Genomic DNA, 13900 nt, shown 5'->3' on the forward strand with positions numbered 1-13900 from the left:
CCCGGGCCCCGGGCTGGTGCCGCGCGCCAGCCGCAAGCCGCAGGCCGCGAGCCCGTAGCGCGCGGCGTCAGGCGCGTCGCGCGCGGCGTCAGGCGCGTAGCGCGCGCCGCCCGCCGTCGGGCCGGGACTCGGGCGTGAGGTCCACGTGGGCGGAGAGCACGACGACGCCCTCGGGCGAGGCGAGCGCCGGCCGCAGCTCGACGCGGTGCAGCTGCGGGAGCGCCTCGACGGCCTCGGCGACCCGCGCGAGCAAGTCCTCCAGGGCCGCGACGTCGACGCTCTCGCCCCCGCGCTGCCCGAGCAGCCGCGGCGCGGCGCGGACGGAGTGCACGAGCCGGTGCACGTCACCGGTGCGCAGCGGCGGCATCGCGTAGGACGCGTCGTCGAGCAGGTCGGTCGCGTCGCCCGCGAGGCCGAACGAGACGACCGGGCCGAGGAGGCGGTCCTCGCCGGCCGTGACGACGCACGCCACGCCGAGCGGCGCCATCGGCTGGATCTCCACCGGGGCGTGCGCGTCCTGGCGCAGCCGCACCTGGCGGACCGCCTCGACGAGCTCGATCGGCCCCGCGACGTCCAGCCGGACTCCGCCCAGGTCCGCGCGGTGGCGCAGCATCGCGTCGGTCGACTTCACGGCCACGGGCCAGCCGAGGTCGCGCGCGGCGGCGAGCGCCTGCGACGTCGAGCGCACCTCGCGGCTGGGCAGCACCTCGATCCCGAAGGCCGAGAGCAGCTCGCGCGTCCGGTCACGTCCGAGGCGCACCCGCTCCCCCGGTGCCGCGTGGGCGACCTCCGCGGCGACGAGCTCACGCGCACGACGCAGGTCCACGCCGTCGGGCGCGACGAGGTGACCGCGGTCGGTGCGCCGCCAGCGCGCGTACGCGTCCGCCAGCTCCAGCGCCGCCACGGCGTCCTCGACGGACGGGAACGCGGGGACGGTCCGCTCATGCGTGAGGCCGGGCGTCACGCCGACGAGACCGGGCACGACGGCGAGCACCGGTCGCTCCCCCGACCCCAGTCGTGCAATGGCCTCGAGCACCTCGGCCTCCGGCGGCCCCAGCGGCGGGGAGTACACGGCGAGCGCGACGTCCCAGTCCTCCCGGGTCGCGAGCGTCGCGGCGGCCTCGACCACGGCCCCGGGCGGGCTGGCCCACGGCAGCTGGACCACGACGGGGTCGGGGTCCAGGTGCGCGACCTGCGCCGCGACGAGCCGCGCCACCGACGCGGCGGTGGTGAGGACCGCGACGCGTGCCCCGCGCGGGAGCTCCTGGTGGGCGAACAGCGTGGTCGCGGCCACCATCGCGCGCATCGTCGGAGCCACGAGGACGCCCGCCGCGAGCATGGCCTCCTCGACGGCCCCGCGCCCCAGGGTGCCGGCCTCCCGCGACCGCTCGCGCTGGCTGGCGCCCACCACGGCTACGACCGGGACCGCCGCGCTGACGCGGCTCGCGACGCGCGCGAACTTGCGCGGGTTGCCGAGGGACTCCAGGTACATCCCGACGACGCGGACGTCGCTCTGACCCGCGAGGTACTGCAGCACGTCGTTGCCGGAGACGTCGGCGCGGTGTCCCGCCGAGACGAACGTGCCCACCCGTGCGCCGTACGTCTCGACCTCGTCCATCATCTCCTGCGCCATCGCGCCGGACTGGCAGAAGAACGCGGCCGGGCCGGGCGTCAGGGGCTCGGTGCGCAGCGTCGCGTTGACCACGCGGTCGCCGCGCGCCACGGACACGCCGAACGAGCGCGGACCGATCAGCCGCAGACCCGCCTCGCGCGCGGCCGTCACGAGGTCGCTCAGGCGCGGGGCGTCGCCGTCGGGCGCGTCGAAACCGTCGGACAGGAGCACCACGCCCCGCACCCCGCGGGCCGCGAGGGGGGCCAGCAGGTCGAGCACGGCGTGCGGCGACGCGGCGACGACGGCGAGCTGGAGCGGGTCCTCCGGCGCACCCGCCAGGTCGGCCGACCAGGTGTGGCCGGCCTGCGCGGCGACGTCGGCCAGGGCCTCGCCGACGCAGTGCGCGAGGGTGCCGGTGAGGTTCGCGGCGACCCGGCGCGCGAACGCGGCGTCGTGGCCGTCGGTGACCACGAGCACGCCCGTGGGGTCCAGGAGCATCCGCATCGACGCCGCGTCGGTGCGCTGCTCGCGGCTCGCGACGACCTCGAGGGACCGGTCGGTCGCCTCGATCGCGAACGACAGCGAGATCACGCCGTCCTCGTACCGCTGCACGACGTCGTAGCCCGCGTCGGTGAAGACACGGATCATCTTCGCGTTGCCCGGCAGGACGTCCGCCACGAACGTGGACACGCCCCGCTCGCGCGCGGCGGCCGCGAGGTGCTCGAGCAGCACCGACCCGAGGCCGCGGCCCTGGTAGACGTCGGACACGTTGAACGCGACCTCGGCGGAGTCGGCGTCGATCCGGTCGTAGCGCCCGACGGCGACGATCGCCGACCCGGAGACGACGACGAGCGCGACCCGGTCGACGTGGTCCACCGTGACGAGGCGCTCCAGGTCGCGCTCGGGCAGCCGGCGCAGCGGCGCGAAGAACCGGAAGTAGATCGACTCCTCGCTCTGCGCGACGTGGAACGCCTGCAGCGCGTCGGCGTCGGTGGGGCGGATCGGCCGGATCCGCATGGTCGAGCCGTCCCGCAGCAGCACGTCCGCCTCCCAGTGCCGGGGGTACGGCTCTCCAGCGGGCTGCATGACCGTCACCCTAACCGGGGCCCGGCGAGGCTGGCAGGCGAACGCCCGTTCGTCGGTGATGATGGGAGGCGTGCCTGACGCCTCCCGCCCGAGCGGCCGAAACTCCCCCGGCGCGGACCGGGTGGGGTCGGTGGTCGACATCGACGTCACGTCCGAGATGCAGGACTCCTTCCTGGAGTACGCCTACTCGGTCATCTACGCCCGCGCCCTGCCGGACGCCCGGGACGGGCTCAAGCCCGTCCAGCGCCGGATCCTGTTCCAGATGGACCAGATGGGCCTGCGACCCGACCGGGGGCACGTGAAGTCGGCCCGCGTCGTGGGCGAGGTGATGGGCAAGCTGCACCCGCACGGCGACACCGCGATCTACGACGCGCTCGTGCGCATGGCGCAGGACTTCTCCTTGCGCCTGCCGCTGGTGGACGGGCACGGCAACTTCGGCTCGCTCGACAACGGTCCGGCGGCGCCCCGGTACACCGAGGCCCGGCTCGCGCCGGCGGCCCTGGCGATGACGGCGGACCTGGACGAGGACGTCGTCACCATGGTCCCGAACTACGACAACCAGTTCCGCCAGCCCGAGGTGCTGCCCGCCGCGATCCCGAACCTGCTCGTCAACGGGGCCTCGGGGATCGCGGTCGGGATGGCGACCAACATGCCGCCGCACAACCTCGTCGAGGTGGTCGCCGCGGCCCGGCACCTCATCGCCCACCCGGACGCCGACCTCGAGGCGCTCATGCGCTTCGTCCCCGGGCCCGACCTGCCCGGCGGCGGCCGGATCATCGGCCTCGAGGGCGTTCGCGAGGCGTACGCCGGCGGGCGCGGCTCGTTCCGCACGCGCGCGACGGCGAAGATCGAGTCGATCACGCCGCGCCGCAAGGGCATCGTCGTCTCCGAGCTGCCCTATCTCGTCGGGCCGGAGAAGGCGAAGTCGAAGATCGTCGACGCCGTCCGGGCCAAGAAGGTCCAGGGCGTGTCCGACGTGGTGGACCTGTCCGACCGCACCAACGGCACGCGCCTCGTGATCGAGGTCAAGACCGGGTTCAACCCGGAGGCCGTGCTCGAGCAGCTGTACCGGCACAGCCCGCTGGAGGACTCCTTCGGCATCAACAACGTCGCGCTCGTCGACGGTCAGCCGCGCACGCTCGGGCTGCGCGAGCTGCTGGTCGTGTACGTCGACCACCGCCTGGAGGTGGTGCGGCGGCGCACCGAGTACCGCCTCGGCCGCCGACAGGACCGCCTGCACCTCGTACGCGGCCTGCTCGTCGCGATCGCCGACATCGACGAGGTCATCGCCGTCATCCGCTCGAGCGAGGACGCCGCGACGGCGCGCACCCGCCTGCAGCAGGTCTTCGACCTCTCCCAGGCGCAGGCGGAGTACATCCTCGAGCTGCAGCTGCGCCGGCTGACCAAGTTCTCCACGATCGAGCTCGAGCGCGAGCAGGGCGAGCTGCTCGCGCAGATCGCGGAGCTCGAGGCGATCCTCGCCGACGACGCGGTGCTGCGCGGCGTCGTGTCCGACGAGCTCGCCGAGGTGGCCCGCCGGTACGGAACGCCACGGCGCACGGTGCTGCTGGAGTCCGCGGGCGGCGCCGTGACCGCGCTGTCCGCGCCGGCCGCGGGCCGCGGCGGGGCGGTTCCGCTCGAGGTGCCCGACACCCCCTGCACCGTGCTGCTGTCGGTGACCGGCCTCGTGGCGCGGACCGGCGACGACGCACCCGTGGTCCGCACCGGGTCGCGGTCCGCGCACGACGCGCTCGCCGCCCAGGTCTCGACGTCGGCACGCGCCACGGTCGGCGTCGTCACCTCGCGGGGGCGGATCGTGGAGCTGTCCGTGCTCGACGTGCCGACGCTGCCGAGCACCGACGGGGCGCCGAGCCTCGCCGGTGGCGCGGTGGCGGCCGACCTCGTGACGCTCGAGCGCGGCGAACGCATCCTCGCGCTCACCGCGATCGAGCCCGACTCACCGGTGCTCGCCCTCGCCACCGCGCAGGGCATGGTCAAGCGCGTCGCCCCCGGGGACCGCCCCGTGCGCGGCGAGGCGTGGGAGTGCCTCGCGCTGCGACCCGGCGACGAGGTGGTCGCGGCGGTCCCCGCACGCGACGACGACGAGCTCGTGCTCGTGACCTCGGACGCGCAGCTGCTGCACTTCCCCGCGGCCCAGGTGCGCGCGCAGGGCCGCGCGGCCGGCGGCATGGCCGGGGTCAAGGTCGACGGCGGGAGCCGGGTGGTGCACCTCGCCGTCGTCCCGCACGGCCGGGCCGACGACACGGTCGTTGTGACCGTCGCGGGCGCGTCCGGCGCGCTTCCGGGGACCGCGCCCGGGACCGCCAAGGTGACGCCGTTCGCCGCCTACCCGGGCAAGGGCCGCGGCACCGGCGGGGTCCGGGCGCACCGGTTCCTGCGCGGCGAGGACGCCCTCGTGCTGGCCTGGGTCGGGCCGGACCCGGCCCGCGCCGTGGGCTCCGGTGGCCAGCCCGTCGAGCTGCCCGAGCTGGACGACCGCCGGGACGGCTCCGGCCGGCCGCTCACGCACCCGGTGGCCGGGATCGGCTAGACCTCGATGCTCCAGAGCACCGAGCTGCGGGTCGGGACGTAGCCGAGCCCCTCGTACAGCCCGAACGCGCCGGTGCGGCTCTCGGTGTCCACGCCGAGCGCCGCGTACTGCATGCCGTCGGCCGCGTACGCGCGCATCGCCGTCGTGAGCAGTGCGGTGGCCACGCGCCGGCCGCGCCACTCGCGGCGCACCCCGAGCAGGTCGGTGTAGCCGACGGTGTACCCGAACGCGGGCCAGTCCTGCTCGTACCTGCCCGACAGCAGGTAGCCCGCGATGCGCACCCGGTCGGTGGAGCGGTCCATGACGACGAAGCTCCACTCGGGGGCGAAGTGGCTGTTGCCCTCCTGCCAGGCCTCGGGCGTCTGCGGCTCGGCGTCCCAGTGGTCGGCGAACGCCTCGTTGTGCGCCTGACGCACCTGGTCGTCCAGCTCCTGGGTCCACGGCTCGACCCGCAGCGACGCCGCGATGGTGGTCGCCGGGATCGGCAGGGCGAGGTCGCGGCGCAGCTCGGTGTAGTAGCGCCGTGGCTCGAACCCCGCGCGGCGCAGGAGCGCCTCCTGGTCACCCATGCCGTCCTCGACGTAGGTCGCGATCCGGGCCGGGACCTGGGGGGGCAGCTCCGCGAGCAGCTGCCGCGCCCGGGCCACCTGCCACGCCACGAGCCCGGTTCCCACGCCGCGGCGCCGGACCTCGGGGTGGACGCCGCCGCCGAGGAACACCCGCACGTTGACCTCGTGGCCGGGCAGCGCCCGCACCCGGGCGTACGCGACGAGTGCGCCGTCGGCCGTGACGCCGGCGATCGTGTTGACGTCCGGGTCGCACGCCGAGCCGTCGAACAGGTCCTCGGCGAGCTCGTCCTCGCTCGTGCGGTAGGGCGGGTCGTCGTGCTCCTCGCACGCCGCGACGAGCGCCGCGAGGGCGGGCAGGTCGAGTCGGTCGAGGCCGCGCCAGCTGATCCCCTCGAGCGCCGGCGGGGCCGGCAGGGACGCCGGAGCGGACTCGCGGTCGCCCGGCGGGCGCAGCGGTGGTTCCTCCAGCGTCATGGGGCCGAGCCTACGGGAGGGCCCGCGGGCCTCCCCCGAGCGCCTCGCACCTGGGAGTCCGGCGGGCCGGCCGAGCCCCCCGAGCAGCCCCAGCCGGCCGAGCGCGCCGAGTCCAGGGCTGGGCGCGGCGGACCCGCGCAGGCCCTCAGGCGTCGATCCGCTCGCGGTCCAGGCCCGCCGCACCGGCCACGATGAAGTCCTTGCGCGGCGCGACGTCGTTGCCCATGAGCAGCTCGAAGACCTCCTCCGCGCGGGTCGCGTCCGCCATCGTGACGCGCCGCAGCGTGCGGTGCGCGGGGTCCATCGTGGTCTCGGCCAGCTGGTCGGCGTCCATCTCCCCGAGACCCTTGTAGCGCTGGATCGGCTCCTTGTAGCGCTTGCCCGAGCGCTCCAGCCGGGCGAGCAGCCGGTGCAGCTCGGCCTCGGAGTACGTGTAGGTCATCTCCCCCGGCTTGCCGCCCGACCCGTACGTCTCCACCCGGTGCAGGGGCGGCACCGCGGCGAACACGCGCCCGGCGTCCACCAGGGGGCGCATGTACCGGAAGAACAGGGTGAGCAGCAGCGTGCGGATGTGCGCGCCGTCGACATCGGCGTCGGTCATGAGGACGACGCGGCCGTACCGCGCGGCGTCGAGGTCGAACGACCGGCCCGAGCCGGCACCGATCACCTGGATGATCGACGCGCACTCGGCGTTGCCGAGCATGTCCGAGAGCGAGGCCTTCTGGACGTTGAGGATCTTGCCGCGGATCGGCAGCAGTGCCTGGAAGTCGGAGTTACGTGCGTGCTTGGCCGTGCCGAGCGCGCTGTCGCCCTCGACGATGAACAGCTCCGACCGGGCGACGTCGTCCGTGCGGCAGTCCGCGAGCTTGTCCGGCAGCGAGGACGCCTCGAGCGCGCTCTTGCGGCGCGAGATCTCCTTCTGGGTGCGGGCGGACACCCGAGCCCGCATCTCGTCGACGACCTTCTCCAGCAGGGCGGCGGCCTGCGCCTTGGTCGTCCGGGCGGTGGACTGCAGGTGAGCCGTGAGCTCGGTCTCGACGACCTTCGCCACGACCTGGCGTACCGGCGCCGTGCCGAGCACCTCCTTCGTCTGCCCCTCGAACTGCGGCTCGGGCAGCCGGACCATGAGCACGGCCGTGAGGCCGGCGAGCGCGTCGTCCTTCTCGACCTTGTCCTTGCCGTTCTTCGCCGTGAGCTTGAGCCGCCGTGCGTTCGCCTCGATCTCGCGGCGCAGCACCTTGAGCAGCGCCTGCTCGAAGCCGGTGAGGTGGGTGCCGCCCTTCGGGGTGGCGATGATGTTGACGAACGTGCGCACCTCGGTCTCGTAGCCCTGACCCCAGCGCAGGGCGACGTCGACCTCGCACGTGCGCTCGACGTCGGTCGCCACGAGGTGACCCTTGCCGTCCAGCTGCTGCACCGTCTCGGTGAACGTGCCGCTGCCGCGCAGCAGCCACACGTCCGTGACCGGGGGGTCCGCGGGGGCGAGGAACTCCACGAAGTCGCGCGTGCCGCCGTCGTGCTTGAAACGCTCCTCGACCACGCCGTGCTCACCGGGCGTGCCCGGGCGGCGGCGCTCGTCGCGCACCACGATCTCGAGGCCCGGGACGAGGAAGGAGGTCTGGCGGGCGCGCGTGATGAGCTCGTCGTAGGCGAACGTCGCACTCGCCGGGAAGATCTGCCGGTCGGCCCAGTAGCGGATGCGCGTGCCGGTGCGGCCGCGCGCCACCTTGCCGACGACGGCGAGCTCGCTGCGGTCGGTGAACGGCGTGAACGGCGAGTCGGGTCCCGGACCGCCCGGCCCGTCGGCGAACGTGCCGGGCTCGCCGCGGCGGAACGTCATCCGGTAGGTCTTGCCGCCGCGGTCGACCTCGACGTCGAGCCGCGAGGACAGCGCGTTGACGACCGAGGCACCCACGCCGTGCAGGCCGCCGGAGGAGCCGTAGGACCCGCCGCCGAACTTGCCGCCGGCGTGCAGCTTCGTGAACACGACCTCGACGCCGGACAGGCCGAGCTTCTCCACCGTGTCGACCGGGATGCCGCGCGCGTGGTCGATCACCTCGACGCTCTCGTCCGCGTGCAGCACGACCTCGATGAGCGTGCCGTGCCCGGCCAGGGCCTCGTCGACCGCGTTGTCGATGATCTCCCAGACGCAGTGCATGAGCCCGCGTGAGTCGGTCGAGCCGATGTACATCCCGGGGCGCTTGCGGACCGCCTCGAGCCCCTCGAGGACCGAGAGGTGGCGTGCGGTGTAGGACGACTCGGGGGTGCTCACCGCGTCATGCTAGGTCGCCGCGCCGACCTCGCCGGGCAGGCGCGCCCCGGTCCCGGGCGGCTCGCGCGGGGTCCTCCGGCGTTCTGGAGGGCGGGGCCGGCACCGACGTGATCCGCGCAACGCGCCGCTACGCGGTCAGCGAACCCTCCCGTGGTCCGGGCGCCCGAGGTGGTTCCATGGACACGTGACCACGACTCCGACCGCCGAGCTGACCGTCGCCGACCGCTGCGACCGCTGCGGTGCGCAGGCCTACGTCCGCGTCACGCTCGAGTCCGGCCAGCTGTACTTCTGCGCCCACCACGGGCGCGCCCTCACCCCGGCTCTCAGCGACATCGCCGTCGAGATCCTCGACGAGACGGACCGCCTGCACGCCACCTCCGCCCCGGACCTGCGCTGACCCCCGACGGCGAGCACGCCTCCCGGCTGCGCCTCGCCGTCGTGCCCGGGGTGAGCCCGGGACGCTGGGTCGACACCTGGCGCGAGCGCTACCCCGCGGTGCCCCTTGACCTCCTCGAGGTCCCCGCCTCGGGCGCCGAGGCCACCCTCGTGGCCGCGACGGCAGACGCCGCCTTCCTTCGCCTGCCCCTCGCGAGCGGCGACCTCGCGCGCATCCCGCTGTGGGTGGAGGAGACGGTCGTCGCGCTGCCCCGGGAGCACGTCCTCACCCTGCTCGAGGAGCTCACGCCCGGCGACCTCGCCGAGGAGACCCTCCTCGTCCCCGCCGACGACGTGCTGCACTGGTCCGGCGCGCCCGGCGAGCGGTTCGTCGGCCGCGCTCCCGCCACCACGGCCGACGCGCTCGAGCTCGTCGGTGCGGAGGCGGGCGTCTGCGTGCTGCCTCGCGCCCTCGCGCGCGCCCTGCACCGCCGCGACGTCGAGCTGCGGCCGCTGCGCGACGCGCCCACCTCGCAGGTGGGCCTCGCCTGGCGACCCGCGCCCGACGGCGAGACGCCGCCCCTCGTGGACGACCTCATCGGGGTGGTGCGCGGTCGGACCGCGGCCTCCACACGTGGTCGCGACCGCGCCGGCGGCCGCGACGAGCCAGATGGCGGTGCGCGCGAGAGAGGTGCCCGCGCGGCCGGTAAGCGCGACGGCGGGCGAGGCGCCACCGACGATCGGCGCGGCGGACGGCCCCCAGGCGACCGACGGCACACCGGCTCCGCCGGCCCACGGTCTGGCGGGCGTCGGCGCGGGCGCTGACGCCCGACCGACGCGCCGCGCCCGCTCCGATCACCACCCCGCGCTCAGACGGCCCACTGCCCGCTTCCCATCTCCGCCCAGAAGGCCCACCGCGACGAGAATGGCCCGCTGCGGACCGTTCTCGTCGCCACGGGCCGTTCCCGGCGCAACCACCGCGCCCACTTCCCATCACCGAGGCGCCGCCCATACCCAGAACCGCCCTGCCGCGCCCAGACGGCCCAATCCCCCTCCCGTTTCCGCCCAGAACGGCCCACCGCGACGAGAACGGCCCGCTGCGGACCGTTCTCGTCGCCACGGGCCGTTCCCGGCGCAACCACCGCGACCGCAGCGGACCGTTCTCGTCGCCACGGGCCGTTCCCCGCGCCTCCGAGCGCAACGCGGCGCTGCTCAGCCCTGGTAGACGATCTCCACCCGCCGGTTGGCGGCATACGTCGCCGGGTTGGCGGGGTCCTCGGCCACCGCGGGACGGGTGGGACCGTACCCCTGGACGTCAAGCACGAGGTCGGGCCGAGCGGCCGCGATCACGGCGGCCACCGCGTCGGCGCGGTGCTGGGACAGCTCCTGGTTGTCGACCGCGCCGACCACCGAGTCCGTGTGTCCCGCGACCGACACGTTCGCGCCGCTCGGGATCTGCGCCACCAGGTCGACGATCTGCTCGCGCGCGTTCTCCGGGACGTCCCACAGGTCGGGCCGGAAGAGGATGTCGGTCGCGAGCGTGATCGTCGTCGATCCCGCCGACTGCTCGGTCGTGGCCAGGGTCGACACGCTGCCCTCGGCCCAGAAGCGCAGCACGCCCGGGTCCGTGAAGCGCAGCACGCCCGGGTTCGTGAAGCGCAGGACCGAGGCGTCGAGCTGGCTCAGCGTCGGTGTCGGCGGCTGCGCGGGCGGGGTGGGCGAGTCGACGGGGGGCCCGCTGTACGCGAGCGCGGGCGCTGTGACGAGCGTGGCGGCGAGTGCCAGCGTGGCCATCCACGTGGCGCGTGCGGCGCTCATCGCTCGATGGGGACGTCGATCACGGGGTGACCCTGCGTCACCTGGACCGAGATCGTGTCGATGTCGTCCTCCGGCGCCGCGTAGTAGCCCCACCACAGCGCGGTCACCCCGTCGGTCGTAGTGGTGTACAGGTTGTCGACGACCCAGCGCCGGCCCAGGTCGTCCATCAGCAGGTTGTACTGCTTGAGGTTCGCCGCGTCGTTGAGGATCGGCCACATCGAACGCTCGCCGCCCAGGTCGTACAGCGACCACTCCTGCGAGCTGTCCACGGCGATGTCGGGGGTCACGTAGAGCTCGAGCAGCATCACGTCGCCCTGCACGCGCAGCTCGTGCACGCCGACCGTCACGGTGCTGCCCTCGGCAGCCTCCGCACCCGGGGGCAGCGGCACCGTGTACTCCGCGACCACGTCGTTCGGGTCGATCCCGGCGGCGTCTCCCCCGCTCGCGGCAGCGGAGGCGTCCGACGTCGAGCCCTGGCTCGGCGCGTTGCCTCCCGTGGGCGTCGCGCCCGCGCTGGCGGGCGCGTCGCCCTCCCCCGAGGGGTCGAACGTGGCCTGGTCGCCCGTGCACGCAGAGAGCGCGAACGCGCCCGTCAGCAGCACGACGGGGAGAAGGAACGCCGTCCGCCGGTTCTGGTCGTGGTGAGTCATGTCAGCTCCTTGGGTCGGTGGGTTGCTCACACCAGGTTCGTCGGCGTCGGAGGGGGAAAAGTTGCAGGGTTTCCGAGCTTGCCGCGCTCACCGTCGCCTTCACCTTCCCTCTCGTCGACCTCATCGCCGTCACTGCGTCACCCGGAAGCCGTGCTCGGTCCGCAGCTCGCGGCCCGCGTCGTCCAGGGCGCTGAGGACCACCCGGGCCGCTTCCGGCGCGGACGCCGTCACGGTGACCGACTCGGCGTCGGGCACGAACTCCCCGCTCGGCAGCGTCCAGACCCAGGTGGTGGCGCCGTCGACGTCGGCCTCGAACGTCACCGGCACGCCCACCTGCGCCTGCACCGGCCCCGAGATCGCGATCCGCGCGGTCGCCGTCGCATCGCCCGGGCCACTCGAGCGCGCCACGAGAAGCCCGACGGTGACGCCGAGCGCGAGGACCAGCACCAGCGCGCCCAGTGCGGTCAGCACCCTCGCCCGACGCAAGCGTCGCACCGGAGGGTGAGCTGCGCCGTCGTCGCTCGTCCCGCCGTCGCGCCCTCCCGACGTGGCGGCGTCCCCCGGGTCGGATCCGACCGGCTGCGGCGCCAGCGCGCGCTCGACGTCGGTGAGCCAGGCGCGCACGTCGGGGTGCCGTCGCTCCGGGTCGTCCGCGAGGCTGCGCCCCAGCACGACGGCGAGCTCCTCGGGCAGCGCGGCGTCGGCGGCGAGCCAGCGCACGAGCGCGGACAGCGCCCACAGGTCGGCGCGCATGTCGACCACGCCGGCGTCGCGCTGCTCCGGCGGGCGAAACCCCGTCGTCCCCCCGGCCACGGTGAGCCCGGAGCTCAGCGCGAGGTCCTTGCACAGCCCGAGGTCGGCGAGGACGAGCCGTTCGTCGGCACGCACCAAGCCACCGGTTGCCTCGGCCCTCGGCGCGTCGCCGCGCTCCAGTCCGGCGACCGAGGTCAGCAGCACGTTCTCCGGGCTCAGGTCGCGGTGCACCAGCTGCGCGGCGTGCACCGCGGAGAGGGCGGCGGCGAGCGCGCGGGCGACGGCGAGCACGTCGTCCGCCGTGGCCGTCCAGCCCGCAGAGCGCAGCTCCCGGACGCGCGCGGCGAGCGTGCCGCGATCCGCGAGCGAGAGCACGAGGTAGGGCTGCCCGCGCTCGGACTCGCCGATGTCGTGCACCGTGACGACGTGCGGGCTCACCACGCGGCGCAGGCTGCGCCCCTCCGCGATGAACCGCTCCCGGATCTCGAGGTTGAGGCTGTGGTTCTCGGCCAGCACCTTGACCACGACGTCGGACTCGAGCCGGTCGTCCCGCGCGCGGTGCACGGTGGCGAAGGAGCCGACGCCCAGCACGGAGAGCAGGCGGTAGCGGCCGAGCGCGGGCTCGCTCACCCCGGCTCCCCCACGAGCGCCGCGACCATCGCCCGACCGCGGGCGATCTGCGACTTCACCGTGCCGACCGAGCGGCCGAGCCGCTCGGCGATCGTGGCGTAGTCGAGGCCGGCGAGGTCGCGCAGCAGCACGGGCTCGCGGTACAGCTCGGGAAGGCGCTCGACGGCGTCCCGCACCGTGACTCGGGCGGCGATCATCGAGCTGATGCGGGCGGAGGGGCCGAGGTCGGAGTCGGTGAGCTCCGCCGTCGTGCGCTGTCGACGCAGGTGGTCGACGACGCGGCGCTGCGCGATGCGGTGCACCCAGGTGGTCACCTTGGCGTCGCCGCCGAACTGCCCGATCGACCCGGCGACGGACACGAAGGTGTCCTGCACCACGTCGTCGACCGCGCTCTCGTCCAGCAGCGACCGTCGCACGAGCCGGCGCACCGTGCCGCTGCGGTCGAGCTCCTCGACCAGCAGCTCGACGGCGAGCACCGATCCTGAAGCGCCCTCCTGCGCGAGGACCGCCCAGCGCTCGTCCGGGTCGACCCCCTCGCGCAGGTGCCGAGCCGCCAGGCCGTCCCCGGCCCGCAGCGCGCGTCGAAGGTCCGCGGCGTGGTCGTGCTCCGTCACGCGCCCTCCGACCGTCAGCGCGCCCCGGGTGCAGGGGCGCATCGCCTGCACACCCTAGACCGGGTGGCTCGCAGGGTGGCCGAGGCCGACCCGGGAGCACGTCGCGACCGACCGCACCGTGGGACGCGAACGGGCCCGGCACGTCAGTGCCGGGCCCGTCTCGGTGTGGGACGAAGGTCAGTCGAGGTAGTCGCGCACTCGGGACGGCTGAGCGCTGTACGAATCGGCGTTCTCCCAGGGCTCACGTCCAGCGCTGTGGGTTGGGATATCTCCGACTGACGGGAGCGGTAGTGATGAGCACGATCACGGTTACGGACTGGACGAGTGAGGCGGTGCGCCTCGACGCGTGTCGGGAGCGGGTCCTCGACGCCGACCACGCTGTGCAGCGTCGCGTGAACGGTGGCTGGACGGTCGGGGACATGCTCGACCTGCACGAGGACATCACCCGCGCCGAGCAGCTCGCCGAGGTGACCGAGTGAGCGCCGGGGCGCGTGCG

11 protein-coding genes are annotated in these 13900 nt (G+C 74.6%); 4 read left to right on the top strand and 7 right to left on the bottom strand.

What is annotated here, in order from left to right; genetic code table 11:
* Nucleotides 1-88: 88 nt before the first annotated feature.
* Nucleotides 89-2698 carry a GNAT family N-acetyltransferase gene (locus FH969_RS04765; RefSeq protein ID WP_139986317.1) on the bottom strand — a complete coding sequence of 870 codons (2610 nt, stop codon included), beginning with the start codon at nucleotides 2696-2698 and terminating at the stop codon, nucleotides 89-91.
* 70 nt (nucleotides 2699-2768) lie between these two features.
* On the opposite strand from FH969_RS04765, the gene FH969_RS04770 reads away from it, so the two are divergent.
* Nucleotides 2769-5249: a DNA gyrase/topoisomerase IV subunit A gene (locus FH969_RS04770; RefSeq protein ID WP_234417654.1), complete on the top strand. Its 2481-nt coding sequence runs from the start codon at nucleotides 2769-2771 to the stop codon at nucleotides 5247-5249.
* Here the strand turns inward: FH969_RS04770 and FH969_RS04775 are convergent.
* Entirely contained in the window at nucleotides 5246-6292 is a 1047-nt protein-coding gene (locus tag FH969_RS04775) for a GNAT family N-acetyltransferase (RefSeq protein WP_139986318.1), read from the bottom strand. The genes FH969_RS04770 and FH969_RS04775 overlap by 4 nt on opposite strands.
* Before the next feature lie 145 nt (nucleotides 6293-6437).
* Nucleotides 6438-8564: a DNA gyrase/topoisomerase IV subunit B gene (locus FH969_RS04780; protein WP_139986319.1), complete on the bottom strand. Its 2127-nt coding sequence runs from the start codon at nucleotides 8562-8564 to the stop codon at nucleotides 6438-6440.
* Between the two features lie 184 nt (nucleotides 8565-8748).
* Between FH969_RS04780 and FH969_RS04785 the strand changes: the two genes are divergently transcribed.
* Together FH969_RS04785 and FH969_RS04790 are read left to right on the top strand one after the other, a co-directional pair.
* The gene (locus FH969_RS04785; RefSeq protein WP_108719898.1) at nucleotides 8749-8961 is read left to right on the top strand and encodes a DUF7455 domain-containing protein; all 213 of its coding nucleotides are present in this window, start codon (nucleotides 8749-8751) and stop codon (nucleotides 8959-8961) included.
* Entirely contained in the window at nucleotides 8958-9764 is an 807-nt protein-coding gene (locus FH969_RS04790; RefSeq protein ID WP_108719899.1) for a LysR family substrate-binding domain-containing protein, read from the top strand. Before FH969_RS04785 ends, FH969_RS04790 begins: the two co-directional genes overlap by 4 nt.
* Nucleotides 9765-10151: 387 nt before the next feature.
* On the opposite strand, the gene FH969_RS04795 is transcribed toward FH969_RS04790, so the two are convergent.
* The 4 genes from FH969_RS04795 to FH969_RS04810 all read right to left on the bottom strand — a co-directional run bounded on the left by FH969_RS04795 (nucleotide 10152) and on the right by FH969_RS04810 (nucleotide 13404).
* Nucleotides 10152-10757, bottom strand: coding sequence for an OmpA family protein (locus FH969_RS04795; protein ID WP_108717536.1), 606 nt, complete (start codon nucleotides 10755-10757; stop codon nucleotides 10152-10154).
* Nucleotides 10754-11407, bottom strand: coding sequence for a hypothetical protein (locus tag FH969_RS04800; RefSeq protein ID WP_139986320.1), 654 nt, complete (start codon nucleotides 11405-11407; stop codon nucleotides 10754-10756). Before FH969_RS04800 ends, FH969_RS04795 begins: the two co-directional genes overlap by 4 nt.
* Nucleotides 11408-11536: 129 nt before the next feature.
* A complete protein-coding gene (locus FH969_RS04805; RefSeq protein WP_139986321.1) occupies nucleotides 11537-12790 on the bottom strand; it encodes a serine/threonine-protein kinase in 1254 nt (417 codons plus the stop codon).
* Nucleotides 12787-13404, bottom strand: a complete 618-nt coding sequence (locus FH969_RS04810) for an RNA polymerase sigma factor (RefSeq protein ID WP_180359670.1) — start codon at nucleotides 13402-13404, stop codon at nucleotides 12787-12789. The genes FH969_RS04805 and FH969_RS04810 overlap by 4 nt, the downstream gene beginning before the upstream one ends.
* 293 nt (nucleotides 13405-13697) lie before the next feature.
* On the opposite strand from FH969_RS04810, the gene FH969_RS04815 reads away from it, so the two are divergent.
* The gene (locus FH969_RS04815) at nucleotides 13698-13883 is read left to right on the top strand and encodes a hypothetical protein (protein ID WP_139986323.1); all 186 of its coding nucleotides are present in this window, start codon (nucleotides 13698-13700) and stop codon (nucleotides 13881-13883) included.
* Nucleotides 13884-13900 lie beyond the last annotated feature (17 nt).

The organism is Miniimonas arenae, assembly GCF_006351005.1.
Lineage (GTDB): Bacteria > Actinomycetota > Actinomycetes > Actinomycetales > Beutenbergiaceae > Miniimonas > Miniimonas arenae.